General features: G+C 40.2%; 19 protein-coding genes. All 19 read right to left on the bottom strand.

The features are described 5' to 3' along the window. Positions 1-25 precede the first annotated feature (25 nt). The 19 genes from alaS to yfmF all read right to left on the bottom strand — a co-directional run bounded on the left by alaS (position 26) and on the right by yfmF (position 24,748). A complete protein-coding gene (alaS, locus tag ED605_RS02470; protein ID WP_121977337.1) occupies positions 26-2,668 on the bottom strand; it encodes an alanine--tRNA ligase in 2,643 nt (880 codons plus the stop codon). Positions 2,669-3,058: 390 nt separating this feature from the next. Continuing rightward, positions 3,059-4,420, bottom strand: a complete 1,362-nt coding sequence (locus tag ED605_RS02465; protein ID WP_121977336.1) for a DEAD/DEAH box helicase — start codon at positions 4,418-4,420, stop codon at positions 3,059-3,061. A gap of 8 nt (positions 4,421-4,428) precedes the next feature. Next, the gene (locus ED605_RS02460; protein WP_121977335.1) at positions 4,429-5,376 is read right to left on the bottom strand and encodes a DHH family phosphoesterase; all 948 of its coding nucleotides are present in this window, start codon (positions 5,374-5,376) and stop codon (positions 4,429-4,431) included. A 182-nt stretch (positions 5,377-5,558) separates the two neighbouring features. Beyond that, positions 5,559-6,650 (bottom strand): DNA polymerase IV, encoded by a 1,092-nt coding sequence (gene dinB, locus ED605_RS02455; protein WP_121977334.1) that lies wholly within the window; start codon positions 6,648-6,650, stop codon positions 5,559-5,561. A 95-nt stretch (positions 6,651-6,745) separates the two neighbouring features. Then, positions 6,746-7,135, bottom strand: coding sequence for a preprotein translocase subunit YajC (yajC, locus tag ED605_RS02450; RefSeq protein ID WP_121977842.1), 390 nt, complete (start codon positions 7,133-7,135; stop codon positions 6,746-6,748). 91 nt (positions 7,136-7,226) lie between these two features. Further along, complete coding sequence (gene tgt, locus ED605_RS02445; RefSeq protein WP_121977333.1) at positions 7,227-8,369, bottom strand: tRNA guanosine(34) transglycosylase Tgt; 1,143 nt, start codon at positions 8,367-8,369, stop codon at positions 7,227-7,229. Positions 8,370-8,387: 18 nt separating this feature from the next. Then, positions 8,388-9,428 (bottom strand): tRNA preQ1(34) S-adenosylmethionine ribosyltransferase-isomerase QueA, encoded by a 1,041-nt coding sequence (gene queA / locus ED605_RS02440; protein ID WP_121977332.1) that lies wholly within the window; start codon positions 9,426-9,428, stop codon positions 8,388-8,390. A gap of 25 nt (positions 9,429-9,453) precedes the next feature. Then, positions 9,454-10,461 carry a Holliday junction branch migration DNA helicase RuvB gene (gene ruvB, locus ED605_RS02435; RefSeq protein WP_121977331.1) on the bottom strand — a complete coding sequence of 336 codons (1,008 nt, stop codon included), beginning with the start codon at positions 10,459-10,461 and terminating at the stop codon, positions 9,454-9,456. An 11-nt stretch (positions 10,462-10,472) separates the two neighbouring features. Further along, positions 10,473-11,072 carry a Holliday junction branch migration protein RuvA gene (gene ruvA, locus ED605_RS02430; RefSeq protein WP_121977330.1) on the bottom strand — a complete coding sequence of 200 codons (600 nt, stop codon included), beginning with the start codon at positions 11,070-11,072 and terminating at the stop codon, positions 10,473-10,475. 79 nt (positions 11,073-11,151) lie between these two features. After that, positions 11,152-13,113: a DNA mismatch repair endonuclease MutL gene (gene mutL / locus ED605_RS02425; RefSeq protein ID WP_121977329.1), complete on the bottom strand. Its 1,962-nt coding sequence runs from the start codon at positions 13,111-13,113 to the stop codon at positions 11,152-11,154. A 10-nt stretch (positions 13,114-13,123) separates the two neighbouring features. Further along, on the bottom strand, positions 13,124-15,727 hold the full coding sequence (mutS, locus tag ED605_RS02420) for a DNA mismatch repair protein MutS (RefSeq protein WP_370824332.1): 2,604 nt from the start codon (positions 15,725-15,727) through the stop codon (positions 13,124-13,126). Between the two features lie 79 nt (positions 15,728-15,806). Next, positions 15,807-16,607: a TIGR00282 family metallophosphoesterase gene (locus ED605_RS02415; RefSeq protein WP_121977328.1), complete on the bottom strand. Its 801-nt coding sequence runs from the start codon at positions 16,605-16,607 to the stop codon at positions 15,807-15,809. An 87-nt stretch (positions 16,608-16,694) separates the two neighbouring features. Next, positions 16,695-18,278, bottom strand: coding sequence for a ribonuclease Y (gene rny, locus ED605_RS02410; RefSeq protein ID WP_121977327.1), 1,584 nt, complete (start codon positions 18,276-18,278; stop codon positions 16,695-16,697). Positions 18,279-18,579: 301 nt separating this feature from the next. Further along, positions 18,580-19,716 (bottom strand): recombinase RecA, encoded by a 1,137-nt coding sequence (gene recA, locus ED605_RS02405; RefSeq protein WP_121977326.1) that lies wholly within the window; start codon positions 19,714-19,716, stop codon positions 18,580-18,582. A 98-nt stretch (positions 19,717-19,814) separates the two neighbouring features. Further along, entirely contained in the window at positions 19,815-20,285 is a 471-nt protein-coding gene (locus tag ED605_RS02400) for a CinA family protein (RefSeq protein WP_121977325.1), read from the bottom strand. A 132-nt stretch (positions 20,286-20,417) separates the two neighbouring features. Continuing rightward, entirely contained in the window at positions 20,418-20,999 is a 582-nt protein-coding gene (gene pgsA / locus ED605_RS02395) for a CDP-diacylglycerol--glycerol-3-phosphate 3-phosphatidyltransferase (protein WP_121977324.1), read from the bottom strand. Between the two features lie 28 nt (positions 21,000-21,027). Then, positions 21,028-22,107: a helix-turn-helix domain-containing protein gene (locus tag ED605_RS02390; protein ID WP_121977323.1), complete on the bottom strand. Its 1,080-nt coding sequence runs from the start codon at positions 22,105-22,107 to the stop codon at positions 21,028-21,030. A gap of 84 nt (positions 22,108-22,191) precedes the next feature. Then, complete coding sequence (gene yfmH / locus ED605_RS02385; protein WP_121977322.1) at positions 22,192-23,472, bottom strand: EF-P 5-aminopentanol modification-associated protein YfmH; 1,281 nt, start codon at positions 23,470-23,472, stop codon at positions 22,192-22,194. Beyond that, on the bottom strand, positions 23,459-24,748 hold the full coding sequence (yfmF, locus tag ED605_RS02380) for an EF-P 5-aminopentanol modification-associated protein YfmF (RefSeq protein ID WP_225419024.1): 1,290 nt from the start codon (positions 24,746-24,748) through the stop codon (positions 23,459-23,461). Before yfmF ends, yfmH begins: the two co-directional genes overlap by 14 nt. Between the last annotated feature and the right edge of the window lie 106 nt (positions 24,749-24,854).

Here is a 24,854-nt window from a genome sequence, read left to right as displayed (position 1 = left end):
CCGACATGTAATGCTGGTGTAATAATTATCGATTAGCCAACCATTCCACAGCCGCCTTCATTGCTTTATCCAATCCAGAAGGATCTTTTCCACCCGCTTGAGCCATATTTGGACGACCACCGCCGCCACCTTTGATATTCGAAGCAATTGATTTAATTAAATCACCTGCTTTAACGCCTGCTTTAATCTTGTCATTGGTAACCGCAACAACCAGATTAGCTTTTTGGCCACTTCCGGTTCCCAAAACCAATACATCAGACAATCCCTTATCACGCCACGTGTCTGCTAACTGCCTGAGTTGCTCCATCCCTGCATCTTTAATAATGCCAGTAATGATAGTGGTGTGACCAACCTGTTGCTTATGATTGAAGACAGATTCAGCCTGTTGGCCAGCTAATTTTGCCTCTAGAGAAGCCTGTTTGGTTTTTAAATTCTTAATTTCTTCTTGAAGCTGATCAATTCTAGTTGGCACATCCTTCAATTGTGTCACTTTCAAATCATGAGAAATATGTTTTAATTCCTCGGCCTCATTATTTAGCAGTTTGAATGCATCACGTGATGTTACCGCTTCAATTCGACGGACACCGGCACCAACACCGGATTCGGAAACAATTTTAAATAACCCGATATCGCGTGTATTAGCAACGTGGGTCCCACCACAGAATTCAACGGAAAAATCACCAATGCTGACAACTCGGACCTTATCGCCGTATTTTTCACTAAATAAGGCAATCGCACCCATTTTTTTACCCGTTTTAGGATCGGTAACAACCGTCTTAACATCAATTTCTTTAAAGATCTGCTTATTAACCAGTCGTTCCACTTTCTGCAAATCTTCATCTGTAACCTGACCAAAGTGATTAAAATCAAATCTTAGATAATCAGGTTCAACCAGTGATCCCGCTTGCTGCGTATGGCCACCCAAAACGTTTCTTAATGATTGGTCAAGCAAATGAGTCGCTGTATGATTTTTTTCAACCCGACTATGGAAGAGCCGATCCACAACTAAATGATAAGTCTGACCCTTGATAAGTGATTCCTGCGTTTTGACAGTATGAAGGTTCTGGCCATTTGGTGCATGCTGCACATCAATGACATCAGCGACTTTATCCCCATTTTCATCGAGGATCACGCCGCGATCTGCAACTTGGCCACCCATTTCTGCATAAAACGGTGTCTTATCAAAAATCAGTTCAACACTATCTTCCCTAGAATGATCAACCAATTTTTCGTTTTCAACAATTTCAAGTAATTTCGCATCCTGAACATCTAATGTGTCATAACCGACATATTGGCTATCATCTTTAACCTTTACCAGTAGATCACGCTGAATGCCCATTGATTTCGCGCCACTTCTAGCATCACGAGCCCGCTGTTTTTGTTTCTGCATTTCTACTTCAAAACCATGTCTGTCAACACCAAGTCCTGCATCAGCTGCTTCTTCTTTGGTTAACTCATATGGGAACCCATAGGTATCATACAATTTAAACGCAGTTGGGCCGTCAATTTGGGCTTTCTGTTGTGTTTTAGCGTCATCAATTACCTCATGCAGTAATTTTAAGCCATCTGCTAAGGTTTCGTTAAACCGATCCTCTTCAGAATGAATTACTTTTTCAATATAGTCATGCTGCTCAAGAACCTCTGGGTAATAAGACTTCAACGTTTCGCCTACAACCGGGGCTAATTTATACAGAAATGATGATTGAATGCCTAATCGACGACCATTAACAATTGCCCGCCGAATTAATCGTCGAATGACATATCCTCGACCAACATTGGACGGTAATGCACCATCACCAATGGCAACCGTAATAGCCCGCGCATGGTCGGCAATAATTCTAAAAGCAACGTCATCCTGCTTATTAACACCGTATTTTTTATGGTCACTAAAAGTTTCCGTCTTCCTAATCATCGGCAAAAACAAATCGGTCTCAAAATTAGTCCGTGCATGTTGAAAGATTGAAACAACGCGTTCTAATCCCATCCCAGTATCAATGTTTTTACGTGGAAGCGGTTCGTAAGTATCCTGCGGGGTATGATTAAACTGTGAGAACACAATATTCCAAACTTCTAGCCATCGATCATTTTCCCCGCCAGGATAGTTTTCTGGATCGTCGGGTGCCAGTTCATCAAAGTCGGCACCACGATCATAAAAAATCTCCGAGTCAGGTCCAGAAGGCCCCTGACCAATATCCCAGAAATTATCTTCTATTTCAATAATGTGGTCCGGCGAAACACCAACTGCTTCCCAATATTTCTTAGCATCAGTATCTTTTGGATAAACGGTCATATACAGTTTATCCTTATCCCAACCAAACCACTTGGGTGACGTTAATAACTCGAATGCCCATGTAATGGCCTCTTTTTTAAAGTAGTCACCTACTGAAAAATTCCCAAGCATCTCAAACAAGGTATGATGACGAGGGGTTTTCCCGACATTTTCAATATCATTTGTCCGAATACTTTTTTGTGAACTTGTCATTCGTGGGTTCTTTGGAACAACCGAGCCATCAAAATATTTTTTCATGGTAGCAACTCCGGAATTAATCCAGAGTAAAGTAGGATCATCCACCGGAATTAAAGAAGCACTTGGTTCAATCGTGTGTCCCTTTTCTTGGAAAAAATCTAAAAACATTTGTCTAACTTGACCACTGCTTAAATTCTTCATTACCAATATCTCCTCTTTAACCAAAATAAAACACCGTTGCTAACAGAGACGCCGGTTGACGCGGTACCACTCTGATTGCAACGATGTTTAATCGTAACCACTTTTTATCTCTAAATAGAGCTTGTGTTTAGTTATCATTTCGTTAAGAGAGCATCAGATCGATTAAATCGCTTTTCACATCACCCAAAACGTTTCTGAAAAATAATTCGACCTAACATATTCTTAAGACATTCAAAGTATACTTTTTTGAGAAATTGATGTCAATTACCTTTATTCAAAATTAAGCAAAATTCTGAGTGAATGACGATCATCTTATTCGGCTAAACACAGATGATTAATTTTAAATTGCTGTTTCAGTTACTCAGATACCGTAAATTACTGCGACAACCTTTACTTATAACGCTTAGAACTTTGTTTACGATGTTTACGCTTTGTTTTGGCCTGTTCACGTTTTGATACTCGCCGATCCATCTCCTCTTTGCGGGCAATTGACATTTTGATTTGGCGTTTATATCCTGGTTTAACTTTTTTCTTCTTTTTCTTAATTAAACCAATCATTGTTGGATCAAGCTTTTCTCGTTTCTTATGGTGAGTTTGGCGTCGCCTTCGATCGTAAGTATCAATAATTGAATGGTCTTTTAATGCTTTAGGCTTGAAATGAATTCCCATTTCCTCAAGCTCTTCAACTTCTTTTTCTTCATCCGGCGAATACAACGTAATGGAGGTTCCGGGCATTCCGTTTCGGCCTGTCCGACCAACCCGATGAATAAAAAATTCAAGATCTTCAGTTGGAATATCATCATTGATGACGTGTGAAACACCCTCAATGTCAATTCCTCTTGCAGCCAAGTCTGTGGCAACCACAAATTGAAACTCTAAATTCTTAACCCGTTTCATGACTTGTTTTCGCTCACGAGGCTTGACACCACCATGAATCATCGCAACCTTTAATCCCTGACCCCGCAAATAGTCTGTCAATTCTTCAACGCGTTTTCGAGTGTTAGCAAAAATCAAAACTAAATAGGGCTCACCGATAGTTAATAACTTATAAATAAGCTGATTTTTATCTTGACCCTTGGTTGAAATCAACCAATTATCAATTGTTGGACTGATAATTGAAGAAACCGGGATTTCTTCTATAACGGGTTGATCCATATATTTTTTTAAAAAGACAGTTAATTTTTGCGGAATTGTAGCTGAAAAGACCAACATCTGGACATGTTGACCAAAACTGGCCGCAATATGGTCAACAACATCCAAGAAGCCCATGTCCAATGTCATATCAGCTTCGTCGATCACCAATTTAGAAGCTGTATGCACATCAAGGCCGCCATTAGAGATAAGATCCCAAACCCGACCAGGTGTCCCAACGATCAGTTGAGGTTGTTCTCTTTTCAGATGTGCCTCTTGACGTTTCTTGTCTGTGCCCCCCACATAGCCCCCAATTGAAATTGGTTTAGGACTAAATTTGGCAATCTGTTTAGCCGCATCAATAATTTGATAGGCCAGCTCCCGACTGGGTGTTGTAATAACTGCTTGAACTTCATTAAGGTCTGGATCCAATTCATTAAAGATCGGCAGCAAAAAGGCGTGGGTTTTCCCACTCCCCGTTGCGGATTGGCCCACAACGTCTCGATGCTGCAAAATAATTGGAATCAATTTTTCCTGAACGGGTGTTGGCTGGCTAAATTTCAAGTCAGCCAGTGCATTTAGAATATACGGCTTTAAATTAAATTCTGAAAACTGTGTCATAAATTCTCCTATTTACTTTTTCGAACCAACTCATCTAAGTCATGGATGAAGGTTTTAATCTGGTCATCATTTTCAACAACCGCTCCACTTGCCAGGGGATGGCCACCTCCGCCGTATCTTTTGGCAAGTTCGTTAATTTCCGGCCCCTTTGACCGTAACCTAATTCGGTAATTGCCCTCTTTTTGTTGGACAAAAATAGCCCAAGACAGAACTTCCTTAAGTCGACCCGGTAGCGGCACAATGGAAGAGGTGCTTTCATCCCCTAAACCAAAGGGCTGTAAAACCTCGTTGGACAAGATCAGATAAGCAGCGCCACTAGCTAGTATCTTAAGATTTTCATAAGTATAGGCTGATAAGCGGGCCAGCGGTAAATCGATTTCATCCTCAGCCTGGTTAACGTCACTAGCGGAAAAATGATACTGGGTTAGTTGAGCTGCTACTTCAAATGTGTGTGAGGAAGTTGATGGATACATAAATCGACCAGTATCACCAACAATTCCCGCGTATAATAATCGAGCACCTTCATCAGAAAGCGTCAACTCTGATTGGAATTTTTTAAAGAAATCAAAAACCAACTCGGATGTACTGGAAGCTTCCGGGACAACCCACATCAAATCACCAAATTGATCATCATTTGGGTGATGATCAATTTTGACCAAAGCAGCGCCCTTTGTGTAACGATCATCGTCAACTCGGGGTTGATTAGCCGTATCAACGACAATCACGAGTGCTCCTTGATATTGATCATCCTTAATTTCATCCGCCATTCCCAGCCATTTAAAACCTGGAAAATTTTTTCCGGCACACAAGACTTGCTTATCTGGGAAAGAAGCTTTAATCATTTCTGCCAAGCCAAGTTGTGATCCAATTGCATCAGGATCCGGCCGCTTGTGTCGGTGAATAATGATTCTTTTATGTTGCTTAATTTGATCTAAAATTTGTTCTTGAACGGACATTCTAAATTACCTCTTATAAACTTATTTGATATTCGAATGTGTCACCACTCTCAAATTATTTAGCGAAGACTTGACTGTCCATCCCAACGCTAACGGTGACTAAACTATTTATAATATCATCTTTGGAACACTTTAGTATACACTAAATAACTAATTAGATAAACATTCTGCTTAAAATAGTTTCACCTGTTAAATAAATCTAACACAATATTTTCATAGTTCAGATCCGCCAAATTGGTTAACGTAATTCCTAATAGTCGAACCCCAGATGTGATATCCGGCATTTCAGTCAATAAATCACTTGCTAATGAAAAATACTCGTTGGCATCGTTTTTAATGTAATTGTCAAAGGTGACCCGTTTGGTAAATGTTGAAAAATCTTTGTAGCGAATTTTCAACACCAATGTTTTTCCATGTTTCTTCTTTTTAGCCATTTCTGAAGTAACCAACTCCGCAATGCGCATCAAGTGATCATCAACCTGATCCTGCGTCTCAATTTCAGGTCCAAATGTCCGCTCTTTACCAATAGATTTTCGAATCCGTTGGTACTCAACCGGCCGATGATCAACCCCACGGGCCCGCTGATAAAGCACGTAGCCAAATTTACCAAACTGTTTGATTAAATCCATCTGGGACCAGGTTAACAAATCAGCACCATTCTTAATCCCAAGCAAATGCATCTTAGGAACCGTTTTTTTACCAACCCCTCTAAATTTTTCGATGGGGAGCCTTTTTAAAAATTCTAAAGCATCCTTGGGTGAAATGACAGTTATCCCAAACGGCTTCGCATAATCAGAGGCTTCTTTAGCTAAAAATTTATTATAAGAAACGCCTACGGAACAAGTCAAACTGGTTTTTCTTAAAATCTCAGATTGAATCATCCGACCAACCTGAATGGCATCATCTAAATGACGTTTATTATGTGTCACATCAAGGTAGGCTTCATCCAGTGCCACGTACTCAACCATCTCCGTATATTCGTGAAAGATTTGATGAATCTGCTCTGAAACCGCTCGGTAAAGCTTAAAACCTGAAAAGCGAAAAGTAGCTTGAGGACATAACTCAAGTGCTTTTTGAACGCTCATTGCCGAATGAACTCCGTATTTTCTGGCAACATAGTTTGCTGTTGTGACAACGCCTCTACCACCGGTTTGTTTGGGGTCACGAGCAACAATCAACGGGCGCGTTTTTAATGTTGGATCTTTCCGTTCTTCAATTGACGCATAAAAAGCATCCATATCGACATGAATTATTTTTCGAGAAGTTACTGCCATCGTTATCATCTCCGCCACTCATTAAACGTATGTTCTTAAGCTTCCGAAAAAAACGGTTGGTACAAAACACTGTTCTGCTTCCAACCTTTTCTAGTTTACTTATCTTCAGCTTTGGAATCATCTGCCGGCTTTTCAGCGGATTTTTGATTTGCCTGATCCGAAGGTGCTTCGGTATCAGTCTTAGTATCAGACTGGTTTTGAGAAGTATCTGTAGTCGGCGCGTTTGTTGCCGTAGAAGCTGCTACAGCTGGTTGCTTAACTTGTGCAATTGCGCTTAAATCAAAAACCAGGTAAATGCCATCACAATCAAGCGTCACTGTCTTGTCAGCTTCATTAATCTCATCAATGACACCATGAAGCCGGCCAATTGTCACAACCTGATCGCCTGGTTTAACCTTTGATAGTTGTTCCTGACGCTTTTGCTGTTGTTTTCTTTGTGGTCGAATCATTAAAAAATACATTAACCCAAATAAAACAACAATCATTAAAATTGAATAAATAGAACCGTTGTTCAAAATTTTTCACCCACACCTTCTATAACAATACTTTACCAAATAACTTGTCAACCGTCCATAGCTAAAAGTTTTTAGCATTTGGTTTATTATAACCATACTGTTCAAAAACTTCAGCCCTTAAGTCCAATAAACTGTCATCGAGAATCGCCTGTTGAACCCGTTTCATCAAATGAATCAAGTAATATAAATTATGGTAACTGGCTAAACGCAGCCCAAATGTTTCACCAGCTTTAATCAAATGGCGAATGTAGGCTCGTGAGTAATTTCGACAAGTATAGCAATTGCATTGATCATCCAAAGGCCGAAAATCACGGGCATACTCAGCATTCTTAACCACTAAGCGGCCATGGGAAGTCATTACCGTCCCATTTCTTGCAATTCTGGTTGGTAAAACGCAATCAAACATATCAACGCCGCGAATAACACCATCGATCAAGGAATCAGTTACACCTACACCCATTAAATAGCGCGGTTTATTTTCCGGTAAAAGTGGCGTGGTCGTTTCTAAAATTCGATTCATTTCAGCTTTTGACTCCCCAACTGATAAACCACCAATGGAATAACCAGGAAAGTCCAGGCTAACCAAATCTTGAGCTGATTGCTTTCTCAGATCTTCAAAGCCGGCGCCTTGAACAATCCCAAAGAGTCCTTGGGTATCAGGATTTTGATGCGCTTTTAGGCCTCTCTCTGCCCAACGAGTGGTTCTTTCAACGGATTTTTTCACGTAGTCATACGTCTCAAAAAACGGTGGACATTCATCCAAGCTCATCATGATATCCGGTCCCAAATCATTCTCGATCTGAATCGCTTTCTCAGGTGATAAAAACATACGATCACCATTAATTTCGTTTTTAAAAGTCACACCCTTTTCAGAAATATCTCGATTCTTTGCCAATGAAAAGACCTGAAAGCCACCGGAATCCGTTAAAATACTATGATGCCAATTCATGAATTTGTGGAGTCCACCCGCTTGCTTAACAATGTCCTCACCCGGCCGTAGCCAAAGATGATAAGTATTAGCAAGAATAATAGTGGCGCCCATCTTATCCAACTCTTCAGGCGCTAACGTTTTTACAGTAGCTTGAGTCCCAACCGGCATAAAAACTGGTGTCCTAAACGTGCCATGGGGAGTCGTAATTTCTCCCAATCGAGCTCCAGTGTGTTTTTCCTTTTTAATCAAGCGATAGCTGATCGCTGGTTGCATAAAAATCCTCCTAAAGTCCTAATGGATATACATTGCATCACCGAAACTAAAAAATCGGTATTTTTCTGCAATCGCATGCTGATAAGCGTTCAAAATATTTTCACGGCCTGTAAAAGAAGCCACCAGCATTACAAGCGTTGATTTGGGCAAATGAAAGTTGGTAATAAACGAATCCACTACTTTCCAATGATAACCGGGTTTAATGAAAATGTCTGTCCATCCGGAATCAGGATGAATCTCGCCGTTAAATTTTGTTCCCACGGTTTCCAGCGTTCGAATAGAAGTGGTTCCAGTTGCCACAATTTTTCCACCTGCTTGCCGAACTTGATTTAAAGTCTGGGCCGCTTCATCTGATAATCGGTAGAATTCACTATGCATTTTATGATCTTCGATATTGTCTTCTTCAACCGGGCGAAAAGTACCTAAACCAACGTGTAACGTAAGATAAACCAGATGGACACCTTTATCAGCTACTTTTTGAAGTAGATCCTTAGTCCAGTGAAGACCAGCAGTCGGTGCGGCAGCCGATCCCATTTCCTTTGCGTAAACTGTTTGGTAGCGATCAGGATCATCCAACTTTGCCTTAATGTAAGGTGGCAGTGGGGTCTCACCCAGCCGTTCCAAGATTTCAATGAAAATGCCATTATACTTAAATTCGATCTCCCGGCCACCATGATCCAGTTCTTTAGTCACAACCGCCTGTAATTGTCCCTCGCCAAAGTCAATTACCGTTCCTACCTTGGCACGTTTAGCTGGTTTCATCAGTGTTTCCCACCGATCGCCTTCAATGTTATGAAGTAATAAAACTTCAATATGAGCACCAGTCTCTTTTTTAACCCCATAAATTCGTGCGGGCATCACTTTTGAATCATTCATAACAAGTGCATCCCCGGGATTTAGATAATCAATAATGTTATAAAATCGGCGATCCTGCATTTCACCAGTTTTTCGGTTCAAAACCAGTAAGCGTGATTCATCCCGATCCTTAATCGGTGTCTGTGCAATTAATTCGTGAGGTAACTGATAGTCAAAATCCTCTAAAGTATAATTTGTTTTCAACTTTTTATTCCTTCCATTCCAAACATTATGATCCTGATAGGTATTGCAAGTGCTGATAACCCTTAGCGGTTACTTTTCTGCCCCGAGCGGTTCGCCTGATCAAGCCAATTTGAAGCAGATATGGTTCGTACATTTCTGCAATCGTATCCGTCTCTTCGCCAATGTTAGCAGCTAATGTTTTTAATCCAACCGGACCACCATCATAATAGTTAATCATTGTTTGCAGTAATTTAATGTCAGTCGCGTCTAATCCCAGGTCATCTACTTTTAGTTTTTTTAAAGCATACTGGACAATCTTTAGATCAATTTGATCCTTATCAAAAACCTGAGCAAAATCACGGACCCGTTTCAATAGCCGGTTAGCGACCCGCGGTGTGCCCCGAGATCTCATTGCAATTTCATGAGCACCGGATTTTAAAATTGGAATTTGAAAAATACCTGCTGTCCGTTGAACAATTTCTTCCAAATCAACAGTTTGATAATAATTCATATGCTCAACAATCCCAAATCGATCCCTTAATGGTGCTGAAAGCATTCCAGCTTGAGTTGTTGCACCGATTAACGTAAAGGGCGGCAATGGAAAATGAACGGGATGAGCGCCTGATCCTTGACCAATGATAATATCCACAAAGAAATCTTCCATTGCTGAATATAACATCTCTTCAACATTTTTCGGCAATCGATGAATTTCATCAATAAATAAAACATCACCAGGGTTCAGTTCATTCAACAATGACAATAAATCACCAGGCTTATCAATGGCCGGCCCGGTAGTGGTTCTAATATTAACACCCATTTCATTGGCAATCACCATTGCAAGCGTGGTTTTCCCAAGTCCTGGTGGTCCGTAAAGCAGGACGTGATCCAGGGACTCCTCCCGTTGTTTGGCAGCCTTAATATAAACCCGCAATTCATTTTTAACATCCGTTTGACCTATATAATCAGTTAATGACTGTGGACGCAACGTTTTTTCAATGTTTTGCTCATCTCCGGAAACATTTTCCGGAGACACGATTCGATCATCCTTATCCAAAACGTCATCTCCTAATGCATTAGCAGTTTAAGTCCAAGGCTCAGATATTCATCCGTTGTTAATCCCGTTTTCTTGGCAAGATCGGCCTGAATTCCCGTCACCTGTTTGGCAGGATAACCGAGTGCTTTTAAAGCGGCTAACGCGTCTTGAAGATTACGATCTGTCTGATTCGAAGCGGTTTGAATATTCGCCTGATCCCCATTTGAAGACAGATCATCAACTTTTCCTTGGAGATCCAGAATAATTTGTTGGGCTGTCTTTTTTCCGACTCCTGGAAACTTCGTTAAAAATTTGACATTCTTTTGCTTAATCGCTGAAACCAGTCCATTTCGATCCTCACCGGCTAGAATTGCCAGTGCACTTTTCGGGCCGATGCCAGAAACAGCAATTAATTTTTGAAAAAGTTTTTTTTCGTCTGCTTCATAAAATCCATACAGTAAGATCGCTGAATCACTAACAGATTGGTAAATGTATACCCGAACCGTTTTTTGTTGATCAACTTCAAACCGGTATGGATTAGCTGTATAAATCAAGTAGCCGATGCCATTTACCAACATCACCACATAAGCAGGCGTGATTTCAACAATCTGACCATCCATAAATTCGTACATGCTTTTTCCTCTTTACTAAAACGTATGTTTGTGAGCTTATTAATTGTACCATAAGTTGGCAACAACCTCGACCATTAATTTACAAAAGTTCTTCATCAGTATGGTGAGGATCCTGAATCCGCTTGAACATTTTTTCAATATCTTCATTACTGAATTTCACTAAGGTTGGCCGACCATGCGGACAATTATAGGGATTTTCACAGTGAGGAAGCTTTTCGAGTAAAGCCTTTGCTTGTCGCTCATCCAAGTGGTGATTAGCTTTTATAGCACGTTTACAGCTCATCATAATTGCCGTTTTCTCTCTAAATGCAGCTACTGAAATCCGGTGATCTGACAAAAGCCAGTCAATCATTTCTTTAATTGTCGATTCTTCCTGTCCTGCCTTAAACCACATTGGGTGTTCTCTAACAATAAAGCTGTTCTGACCAAAGGGTTCCAAATGAATGCCAAGCTTTTCGAGTAATGGCAATTTGTCACTGATTAACAAAAAGTCGGCAGTTGAATAATCAAGCACAATGGGGACCAATAAGTTCTGCTGATCGCGGCCAACTTCTCCAATTGCCTGTCGATAATATTCATAATTAATTCTTTCCTGAGCAGCGTGTTGATCAACCAAATACATATTATCAGGCGTTTCGGCCACTAAATAAGTCCCATGAATTTGACCAATATATTGAAGCTTCGGAAAGCCGGTCTCCTGAACCAACTCTTCTTGATGGGGCTTAACGATTTGGTCGCCGGATTGATCAGTCTTAATTAAAGGCTGCTTAGATGTGAGATTAAACCCGGGCTCATCAAAGACTGGTACCGAAGAGGCTTCAGAAGACAATAGTGAAGCAAATTTTGCTACTTGGGGGCTATCCAAATCGGTACGGGTCTTTACAACAATTGGTGTTACCTCAGGTTGCTTAAGCTTGGTTAAAACCGGGGGAATCGTATCGGCAGCAAGCACCGGTTTAGTTTTTGGTGACCTGTTTCCGATAGCCTCAGAATCATGAGATCCAATTGTGGTCGGCTTAAACGATTTTTTTAAATCTCTGGTGGCGTCCGGGATTAATTGCTGATTTGCCAGCATGGTCCGAATGGCCTCCGAAAGCATCCCACCAATTTTGGGTTCCTCACTAATCCGAACTTCCTGTTTGGTAGGATGGACATTGACATCAACTAATGCCGGATCAACCGTGATTTTAACCACCGCAATCGGAAACCGCCCAATCATCAATTTAGACCCATATCCATTAATCACGGCTTTAGTCAATGGGAAGTTACGGACATAACGACCATTTAAAATCAGTGAAATATAGTTTCGGCTCGACCGGGTTAACTCCGGTAAACTGACATAGCCACTAACTGAAATATCAGGTGTTTTGGCTTTGATTGGCTTCATTTTTGAAACTGTTTTAACGCCGTAAATTGCGCCCAAAACTTGGAGCATGTCACCCCTTCCGGAAGTCCTCAGCAACTCACGGTCATTGCTGACAAGTGAAAAGGAAACTTCTGGGTGGCTAAGCGCCAATCGATTCACAATATCGGAAATTTTAGAAAGCTCTGTATTAGGTGAGCTCAAATACTTGAGTCTGGCCGGCGTATTGTAAAATAGTGAACTGACTATCACCGTCGTCCCTTTTCTTGACTCAGCCGCCTTTTGGGCAACCAGTTTACCACCCTTATACTCAACTTGCGTGCCAACTGAGCCGGTTGAAGTTTTTAAAAGCACATTAGCAACTGAACTAATGCTCGGTAATGCTTCACCACGAAAACCTAGTGTTCGGACTCGAAAAAGATCACGTTGTTCGGTAATTTTGCTGGTTGCATGCCGCAAAAAAGCGGTTTGCACCTGTGAGCTTTCGATACCATCACCATCATCAACAACCTTAATAAGTTTCAACCCTGAATTTTCAATTGTCACATCAATTTCTGTACTGTGTGCATCTAATGAATTTTCCACCAGCTCCTTGACAACGGATGCCGGTCGTTCAACAACTTCGCCCGCTGAAATTTGATTTGCAAGAATGGTTGGTAGTTTATGAATTTGCTCCAATTAGATCACCTTACTCCCTATTGATCTTCTGCTGCCATTTATAGACCTGATTCATAATCTGCATCGGGGTCTTAGACATTAAATCCAGATTTCTTAATTGAGAAACCACTTCGGCTTGATTGTCATCCACCTGCTCTAGTGGGAATAGTGAAATTTGTTCTTCCTGATTAGGTCTATGGTGTTTGGTGACCGGCTGCTCGGATGTTGATGTCGGCTTTTCAGCCATTTGGTTAGCCTTCTTTTCCAATCCGGACAGTATATGGGCCGCTCGACTCAACACGCCATTTGGTAATCCTGCCAGCTTGGCAACGTGAATTCCATAAGATTTATCAGCAGGACCGGGTTGAATCTTGTGAAGAAATACCAATTCGCCATTGGACTCCGTTGCTCCCACATGAACATTTTGCAAATGCTTTAATGAGTTATCCAAACTGGTTAACTCATGGTAATGGGTTGAAAATAAAGTTTTTGCCCCAATGTTATTATGCACGTATTCAATGATTGCCTGTGCTAAAGCCATGCCGTCATAAGTCGCCGTTCCTCTGCCAATTTCATCAAATAAAATTAAGCTGTTTGGGGTGGCGTTTTCAATTGCATCATTTGCTTCCTTCATTTCCACCATGAATGTACTCTGACCGGAAATCAAATCATCAGCTGCTCCGATTCGGGTAAAAATTTTATCGAAAATCGGTAATTGGGCTTTCTTAGCAGGAATAAAACACCCCATTTGATTCATAATGACACTCAGCGCCATTTGTCGCATGTAAGTACTCTTACCTGACATGTTGGGCCCTGTAATCAACAAAATGCTGGTGTCATTTCCCATTTTAACGTCATTGGGAACGTATTGCTGGTGACCAAGTACTTTTTCGACGACCGGATGGCGGCCTTCAACAACGTCGACTTGATGATCTTTTGCCAGTTTAGGTCGAACAAATCGGTACTCTTCACTAACACTGGCAAAGCTTTGAAGAACATCAATCGTTGCAATGGCGTCAGCCAACGCCTGAATCCGCTTGATTGATTTCTTGATTTGATCACGAATTTGGACAAATAATTTATATTCCAGCGTTTTACTTTGCTCTTGGGCTTCAAGAATCAAGGCTTCTTTTTCCTTCAATTCAGGGGTTGAAAAACGTTCAGCATTCGCCAATGTCTGTTTTCGTTGATATCGATTGTCAGGCACCTTATCTAAATTAACCTTGGTGACCTCGATATAATACCCGAAAACGTGGTTAAAGCCAACCTTTAAATTGTTAATACCGGTTACCCGTCGCTCCTTAGCCTCCAATTCTGTCAACCATTTTTGGCCATTATTAGAAGCGTCACGATATTGATCAAGCTGTTTGTTAAAGCCATCCTTAATTACGCCCCCATCGGTTACTGAAATCGGTGGCTGGTCAACAATTGAACGCTGAATTTCATCAACAATATCATCCAGTGGGACCAGATTCTTTAACATTTTTTCAAAGCTGTCATCAGCAATTTGTTCCAAAATGTATTTAACTTTTGGCACTTGTTGCAAGGACGTCTTTAACTGAATTAAGTCACGCCCATTAACACTGCCAAATGCAATTCTTCCGGCTAACCGTTCCAAATCATAAACCTTGATTAACTCATCCTGCAATTGACTACGTTCATAATAATGATCAAGTAGAACCTCCACTGCATCATGACGAGATAAAATTTTTGAACGATTAACCAATGGCCGCTCGATCCACTGTTTTAATTTTCGACCACCCATGGCTGTTTTAGTTTGATCCAAGAGCCATAGAAGTGTCCCGCTTTTTTTACCAGTCCGAATATTTCGGGTTAATTCAAGATTATACTGTGAATTGTGATCTAGTTCCAGAAAATCGGACGGTTCGTACACGACAGCGCGCTTAAGATGCTGCAGGCTGCGTTTTTGAGTTGTCTGAATATAATCCAGCAATAATTTAACAACGCGCTTGAGAAGCTCATTGTCGACGTCCTGGCTAAGGTAGCTAACGGACGCATTAACCGGTAATGCTGACTGGTGGGAAATTAAAATCCCCAACTTTTTAATAACTTCCTGATAGGTAGCTGGCAGTTGGCCGTCAACCACTGTTTCCTTTGTTTGTAATGACACTAACTCATTAACTAATTCAGCCTGATCAGTCAGTTTAGCAACTTTTAGTTCACCAGTGGAAAGATCTGCATAAGCAAATCCAAATGCCCGTTGATCAGCTTCATAAACAACAGCCGTCAGATAATTATTTGTTTTCGCATTTTGACTACCAACATCAACTTGAGTGCCTGGTGTGACTAATTGAATGACTTCTCGTTTAACCATCCCTTTCGTTAATCTTGGATCTTCCATTTGCTCACAAATTGCCACTTTATAACCTTGGTCGACCAAAATGTCAATGTAGTTTTGAGCAGCTTTGTGAGGAACGCCACACATCGGAACCGGGTGAGCGGCATTTCTTGATCGGTTAGTGAGTGTCAATTCCAGTAATTGGGAACCTTTAATTGCATCTTCATTAAATAATTCGTAAAAATCTCCCAATCGATAAAATAAAAAGGCATCCGGATATTGATCTTTAATTTTTTGATACTGCACCATCATTGGTGTTGCTTCTTTTTTTGCCAATTCTAACGCTCCTTAAAGATCGTCTTTTTTGTCGTTTTTTAGTTTTTTAAGTTACTGTTTTTAATTTACTGAATGAGGGTTAATCAAAGGACTGATCATCTGTATAAAGAATCGTCTTGATAGCTGTTGCATGGCCACTTTGATTATCAATATCAACCACGCAGCCGGAGAGAATGCCACGTCCAGTTTCTAAAACTTGAAAGCGTGCCGGCCGTTGATTTAAAAATCTGGAGATTACACTATCCGGTTTCATTCCAAGCATCCCATCAGCAGGACCGGTCATGCCGGCATCCGTTAGAAAAGCCGTTTTTTGTGGAAGAAGCCGGGCATCATTTGTTTGAACGTGCGTATGGGTTCCCACAACTGCAGAAATTTTACCATCAAGATACTTTGCCATTGCCAACTTTTCACTGGTTGCTTCTGCGTGAAAGTCCATAAAAATACAGTTAGTCGTTGAATGAAGACGACTAATTAACTCATCTGCTAATGAAAAGGGATCATCCAGATTATCCATGAATACTCGTCCTTGAAAATTCAAGACTGCTAACTGCTTGCCATTAACGTTAACCAGCGTATATCCCCTTCCCGGCGTTACATCCTTGGGAAAATTGTAGGGCCGAATTAACCGGTTAGTTTTGTCAATAAACTCCAAAATTTCGTTGTTACTCCAAGCATGATTCCCCAAAGTAACGACATCAACACCGGCCCCCATTAATTGCTTGTAAATGGCTAAACTAATGCCCCGACCCATTGAAGTCGCATTCTCACCATTCACAATTGTAACTTGTGGTTTTACATCCTGCTTAATTTTAGGCAAGTATGTCTTAATCATTGAAACACCCTTATCTCCGACTACATCTCCAATAAAAAGAATTCGCATCAAACTATCCTACACTTTCTAATATTGTATTCAAATAATTCTAACATTATCTATTATAAAAGAAAAAAGACCAGATAGCCTGATCTTTTACTTTGCGTATTCAACTGAACGAACTTCTCTAATCACAGTAACTTTAATATGACCAGGATATTTCATTTCAGCTTCAATCTTTTGTTTAATCCTTCTAGCAAGCACAATCGCCTGCGTGTCAGTAATGTTATCGGGTTTTGCAATGACACGGATCTCTCTTCCAGCCTGAATTGCATAACTCTTCTGTACATCTTCAAAACTGTCTGTAATTTTTTCAAGGCTATCCAAGCGATGAACAAAGCTTTCAAGTGATTCGCTATGTGCACCTGGACGAGAGATAGCAATCTTTTCGGCTACTGCAACTAACTCCGAAATAATATATTTAGGCTGATGACCATCTTCGTAGCCTTGAATTGTGTCAATTACAACCGGACTTTCATGATATTTTTTGGCAAGGTCAACGCCAACTTGTACATGTGAGCCCTGAATAACGCCGTTATTGACAGCTTTTCCGATATCGTGTAATAATCCTGCGCGTTTAGCTAAAGTAACATCCTCACCTAATTCAGAAGCAAAGGCACCAGCCAGCTTAGCAACTTCTGTTGAATGAGCCAGTAAATTTTGACCCTGATAAATCTTAAAGTTCATCCGTCCGACCATCTTAATCATTTCAGGACTCATCGAATGGATGCCCAAATCAAACAACGCTTCTTCACCAATTTCTTGAATTCGTTCATCAAGTTCTTTTCGACTTTTTTCAACCATTTCTTCAATCCGAGCTGGATGAATTCGGCCATCCTTGATCAACTTCTCAAGCGTCATTTTAGCAATTTCGCGACGAATTGGATCAAAGCCACTTAATACGACAGCCTCTGGCGTATCATCAATAATTAGATCGATACCTGTCAAAGTCTCAAAGGTTCGAATATTTCGCCCTTCACGACCAATAATTCGACCCTTCATATCGTCATTCGGCAAATTAACAACCGAGACAGTCGTTTCAGAAACAACATCGGCCGAACTTTGTTGAATCGCTTCAACAATCAAGTTTTTAGCGTTTTTATCAGCTTCTGCCTGTGCCTGATAGTAACTTTCTTTAACCATTCTGGCCTTCTCTTCAGCTAACTGGTCACTGGTCTCCTTTAAGATAACGTTACGAGCTTCTTCCTGAGTCATTCCGGCAACTTTTTGAACTTCTGCCTGGCGTGCTTCAATTAGTGAGTTTGCTTTTTCTTGTTGTGTCACCAAATTCTGTTGTTCGTGATTAATTTTTTGCTCTTTGCGATTTAAACCATTTTCGCGGCGTTCAAAAGCACTGTCTTTTCGATCAAGTGCTTCCTCTCGTTGCAACAGCCGGTCCTCTTGTTTTTGAATTTCCGCACGTCGTTGTTTGAGTTCTTTTTCAATCTTTGAACGATAGCGGTGATTCTTCTCTTGGGCAGATAAAGTGGCCTCTTTAACAACTGTTTCAGCCTGTTTTTTTGCATCAGCTAAAATAGACTTTGCCGATCCCTTAGCGCCCTCAAGCTTTGTTTCCTGGACCTTTTTCTGCGCAGACTTACCGATTAAAAAACTTAAAACTCCAACAAAACCAACAACAATAATAGCGATGATTGCGAGGATTATTCCAGCCACACTCATGGCTTCACCTCCAAATCATCATAAAAAATGATTATTTTCTAAACCAATTATAAGATGTTATTTGATTATTGACACAACCTTAATTTTAATGTTTGTTGTGCGTGGTGTCAATCATCTTATTGCATCGTTACAATTAATTGTATATAACAAAGAATTTTTAGGAAGCCGTCTTGGAATTTAAAAATCAGTAAATTAATTGTTTGCTACATAATAACGCCAATCTTATTGGAATTTATGCCAAAAAAGCTAACATTATCCAATATTACATGGAAAATGTTAGCTTTCTTAGAATTAAACTTGCTTACTTGCCAATGTTTAAATCGATATTATCAACCGTTTTTGAAGAATCAGATTCTGTTTTACCAGTCTTGTCTGTCTTTTTGGTAGTTGATTTCTTACTTGATGTCTTTTCACTGTCTGAACTATCGGTTGATGGCTTATCCGCATCATCAGGAATCCCATATGCATCACGAACCTTTTTTAAGACCTCTTGATACATTTCTTGATGTTCTTCCAAATATGACTTAGCATTTTCACGGCCTTGACCGATTCGTTCTTCGCCATAAGAATACCACGAGCCTGCCTTATTAATGATGTCCTTATCGACAGCCATATCCACTAATTCGCCAGACTGTGAGATCCCCTTGCCATACATAATATCAACTTCTGCCCGTTTAAATGGCGGAGCCACTTTATTCTTAACAACTTTGATTCGAACTCGGTTACCAATGATATTGGTGCCGTCTTTAATCTGTTCTGCTCGACGAATTTCAAGTCGAATCGTTGCATAAAACTTAAGGGCTCGGCCACCAGGTGTTGTTTCCGGACTACCAAACATGACCCCGACTTTTTCACGAATTTGATTAATAAAAATCGCGATGGTTTTTGTTTTACTAATTGTCCCAGACAGCTTTCTCAATGCTTGAGACATTAATCTTGCTTGAAGGCCAACGTGAGTATCGCCCATTTCACCCTCAATTTCAGCCCGCGGTACCAAAGCTGCGACCGAATCAATTACGACAATGTCAATTGCCCCACTAGTTACCAGAGCATCGGTAATTTGAAGTCCCTGCTCACCAGTATCCGGTTGAGATAATAAAAGATCGTCGATATTAACGCCTAAATGAGTTGCGTAGACTGGATCCAATGCATTTTCTGCATCAATATAGGCTGCTGTACCTCCGCGCTTTTGAACTTCAGCAACAGCATGCAGCGCAACGGTTGTTTTCCCTGAACTTTCCGGGCCATATACTTCAACAATTCGACCACGTGGATAGCCACCAACTCCCAGCGCTTCATCCAACGCCAAAGAACCGGTTGGCACCGTTGAAATCTGAGTATCGGCTTTATCACCCATTCTCATAATCGAGCCCTTGCCAAATTCTTTTTCAATACTTTTTAATGCCTTATCCAAGGCGACTTTCCTTTGATCAGCCATGAAATTCCTCCCATTTTTTAACTGAAAAGATCACTCATTTACTATACAAACATCTGGTCGAAAAAGCAACAAAAACGAACGAAGGTTCGAAATTAATTTTAATTGGTCACTTCAGTTAACGCCATTTGAAGACCGGCTTGCACGGCAGCTTTGCGAATTTCGTTACGGGCGCCCTTAAATTGAAATTTCTTTGCATAATTAATTTGTGAGCCATGCGAAATCCCGATCCAAACTGTTCCCACTGGGTTTCCTTCAAGTGCATCCGGACCGGCCACTCCGGTAAATGAAACAGCCAAATCTTTCTTCATAATCTGTCGTGTTTGATCTGCCATCCAAATGGCGGTCGGCTCACTGACAACACTATTTTGAGCAATGACGTCGTGCGGAATATGCAGCAGTTGTTCCTTAACTTTATCAGAGTATGTGACAAAGCCTCCTTCAAACACTTCCGAAACCCCAGCTACGTTACCTAAGGTGCTTTGAAACATCCCGGCTGTCAAACTTTCTGCAGCGGTAATTGTTAAATGTTGCGCTAATAACTGTTTAACCAATTTCTGTTCTAATGACATTCATTAATGTCTCCCTTCAAGAATAAGATACGATAAAACCAACTGTAACTTTTTAAATTCTTTATGTTTAACACAAAAACCGGGGATACATGAAAAGAGATCACCCGGTCAGTTAATGGTCATTAATATGTTTTAAAACGAGTCTGAGAAAACCGATCTATTCTGAACAAAATAATCAATTCCAGAATAAATCGTAAAAAATAAGCAAATGTATAACATAATCTGCGCAAATGGAAAATGAATGGCAGCAAAAAAGACATTATTGAGCAACAAGAAGATGATTGCCAGCATCTGCGTTGTCGTTTTAATTTTTCCCGGCCAAGCTGCTGCCACTACTTTACCATCATTTTCGACAACAATTAATCTCAACCCGGTTACTGCCAACTCCCGACAAACAATGATCGTGATGACCCACGCTGGCGCTTCATTTAGGGCAACTAAAAAGATAAAGGCTGTCATCACCAACATCTTATCAGCCATTGGATCAGCAAACTTTCCAAAATTTGTTACCAAATGGCGTCTTCTGGCAATTTGGCCATCCAAAAAGTCAGTTATTGATGCCACAATAAAAATTAACGCGGCTAACCAACGAACACCAGTAATTGATGTACCTGTAACCACTACATTGCCGGCAAAGTTTGGAATAGCTAAAACCACAATAAAAAACGGAATTAAGATAATTCTAAACATTGTTAATTTATTAGGTAAATTCATTAAATTTCCTCCAACAACTCAGAAACGATTAATATGATCCGGTATTAGAACCAGTTGTCGTACTTTGCCCAGTTGTTCCAGTTGTACCAGTTGTTCCGTTTGTTGTAGAAGAAGTGCCGGTTGTCGTGTTACCCGTCGTCGTTGAACTGGTCGTGGACCCGGTGCCCGTCGTACCAGTTGCTGATGAACTGGATGCCCCAGTTGTACTGGTACCAGACTTACCAAACTGAAGTGTAATGACACGTACCTGATTTGAACTACCATCACTTGGATCAGAGAGCTTCAATCGCTTACCAGCAACATAAATCGCCGTCTGTGGTGCATTACCTGTGTTGATTGTTACTGACGACGCATTGCTTGGGAGCGTGACAGTATGTGATTTACCACCCGCTTGTGAGCCTTGCCATAAAGTTGATCCATTGGCACTAACAGAACTCCAAGCACTGCCAGAGCCGGTAGTTGCAATGCGAATTTTTGGCTTACTTGATGCACCAGTAACTCGATAGGTAACATTGCTACCAGATTCTGTTACTTTTTTAAAAGCTAATTTTTTTGAAGCAGTTTTTTTACCAGCGGAGCGATTAGATTTGGCACTAGAACTAGTTGAATTCTTTTTCGATTTTTGACCACTAGAAACTGAAACTTTACTAGTATCAATTTGCGTTTTGGCTGTGTCTCGCGTACTATGGGCAGCTGCAACCCAAATTGCGATAAGAATAATCAGGACAACCACCGAAACCGAAATGACCGGGATATACTTTCTGATTTTTTCATTTCGCTGATCTACCTGACGTTGTGCTGAGCGAGTTTTAGGGTTGTCGCTGTTGACCCGATTAACGTATTCAGGAGCTTCTGTGTCTGGAAGTTTAGTATCAAACTGTGCCAAAAGCTCACTGCCGTTTAAGCCAACAGAGTCTGCATACTGCTTTACGAACGCTCGAACATAAAACTCACCGGGCAGCGAATCAAAATCATTATCCTCAATTGCAATCAAATAACGCTTCTGAATCTTAGTATTTTTTTGTAAATCATCGAGTGTATAACCCTTGGCAACTCGGGCATCATGAAGCTTTTTGCCAATTGTTAAATTATCTTTTTCGTCGTTCATACTCATTTCTCCATTAAAGTTAATTACTCATCCGTTTTTAGTATATCATACGAAACCCCTTAGTTATTTTAAGGAAAGTATAAGTTAACGATCTGCTTCAATAATTTCAGCCTGAATAGATGCTGAGTTCAAATATTGCGTGACAAAAGTGATCGCTTGTCCAAGTGTTAGCGAATTCAAAATTTCAACTTCATCATAAATCGTTACTGGTTCATCCAAAAAACCGTCAAATTGACCACTGATGGCTTCTTCAGAATCCATCATTTCAATATAATTTCCCAATAATTCTTTCTTTTGCAAATCAAATTCACGATTCATCCCTACCAACTGATCCGGAATTTTTTTGAAAATTGCTGATATCTGATTTACGAATTGCTCAGGGTGATCCGTATTACCGTTTAGTAATGTAAAATGGAAACCGCGCTCATTTTCAAATTCCCAAGAAAATGAATCATCTAAAATACCATCTTGATATAACCGTGTGTAAGTTTCGGAAGTTTCACTAAAAAACAAATCCATTACAAGTGAAATCGCTAGTTCATTCGTGACGCCTTTTCGATTACGGGGAATCACGTTGGTACCTCGAATGCCAATTGCCGCTTTGGGGCGTGAAATCGCCATCTGGTGATAATGACGTTGAGTCTGGTCGGCCTTTGGCAATACTAATTGACGATTGACATGGGGTGCAGGCGGCCATTGCTTTTTCAGTTGATTTTCTTTAATCCAAGAAAGCGTTTCTTGTGGATTAACTTTCCCAGTCACAAATAAAGCCATGTTTTCTGGCCGATAAAACGTCTTGTATGCTTGTTGAGCGTCTGCCAATGAAATTTTGTCAACGCTAGCCGTTGTCCCGGCAATGTCTTCGGCTAGTGGTGACCGTGGATAGAGGTCATGAACCGTTTGAAAATACAGTCGGTTGTCAGCATCATTTTGATACATATTGATTTCTTGATCAATGATACCCTTTTCGCGCTCAATTTTTGGTGTTGTGAAGTATGGTTGTTGAACAAAATCGAGTAAAATATTCAAATTCGACTTTAAATCTTCAGTTGTTGCAAATAAATAATTGGTTTTAGTGAAGCTTGTGTAAGCATTAGCAGCTGCTCCCGTTTTATTAAACAGTTCAAAGACATCGTAACCTTTTTTATCAAACATTTTATGCTCAATAAAGTGGGCAATCCCTGCTGGTTGATGAATTAGTTGTCCGTTGACAGTAAAATCAGTATCAATTGAACCGTAATTAACCCCCAATGTCGCAAACGTTTTTTGAAATCCTTTTTTGGGCTGCAGAAAAACGGCTAACCCATTTTCCAATTTTGTAGTAAATAATTGTTCATTAAATGTCGGATAATCAATTAGTTTCATTCTGACCTCCCTGACTCTGAAGTACATATCGGGCTTCATAATGGACCTGCTTGGCAACTTCTGCAATGTCACGCTTTGTAACAGCCATAACCGCCGACTCCCACTGTTTATCCTCATAAGAAATACCGGAAATTTGACGCAAATACTGTCTCTCAACCAAAGTAGTCAAATAATCTGACTGTGAACGGTGTTGATTAATCATTGAATTTTTAACACCAATTAACAAATCATCTGGATAATCACCATTGACAACAGCAGTTAGCTGAAGATTAATCGTTTGAATCACTTGCGGCATTTTTTCAAAGTCAATCCCTGCCTGGACACTCAACATCCCCGCAAATGAATTATATGAACTATGAATGTCGTAGGCTAAACTAGCTTTTTCGCGAACATTTGTAAATAACAATGAACGTGTTGACGCACCAAAAATTTGATTAAAAATTGTTGCGGCTAAATATAACCGATCGTTAAAATAAACCGGCAATCGATAACCAAGGTTTAATATTGACTGTGATCCAGGGACCACTTCTGTTTTCTCACGCGTTTTCATTGGTAACTGAGGCCGAATATATAAGCTTAGGTCATCCGCATTTCGCTCACTGAAGGTAGCAAAATAAGTGAGTTGATTTCTCACCACTTCAGAATCAATTTGACCGGCAACAATCACTGAAATTTGTGCTTTTTTTAGAAATTCTTTATAAAACGTATATAAGTGATCAGCATCCTGATTTCGAACCTCATTAGCAGTTCCAAGCAAATAATGTCCTTGATCCAAATCGCTTGCATAATACAATTTTTGTAATTGTAAGGTTGAATAAAATTCACGATTGTCTGGAAGAGCTTGCAAATAATTTACTAAATTGGTTTGATGAACATTAAAATAACTGGATTCGAATTGATTACCATTAGCATAGGGATGTTCAATCATTTCTCTTAAAAAAGAAAACGCCTCGGCCAATAAGTCGGTGTGGTTTGGTAAATATTGATTTTGTGGAAATGTTAGCCGAATTCTTAAAGTATGCTGATTTCCATAACGTAAAACCGTAACACCGTAACCAGCGCCAAACATCTCTGAAAGTTTCCTAGAGACCAGCATCTCACTTGGATAAACGGTTGATGCATTCTCTAATAGTTCAGCTAATAATGCCAATTTGGCAAAATTCTGGTAATTAGATGGAATAGTGAAATTAAAGACGATCATATTATTTTTAAACTGATCGGTTTGAATAATTTTCAAATCGATGCCTCTTGCAACTTCTATAGTCAAATGTTTCATCCTCCTTAATTGTCACAACTTTCATCTTAAAGTAAAATCCCAAAAATCTCAATACATAATAAAAAGTTTGAACAACCCATCGGTTCATTCAAACTTCATCGTGAGT

It is taken from the genome of Lentilactobacillus raoultii (assembly GCF_900411375.1).
Classification (GTDB): Bacteria; Bacillota; Bacilli; order Lactobacillales; family Lactobacillaceae; genus Lentilactobacillus; species Lentilactobacillus raoultii.
This window is presented reverse-complemented; position numbering and strand designations above follow the sequence as displayed.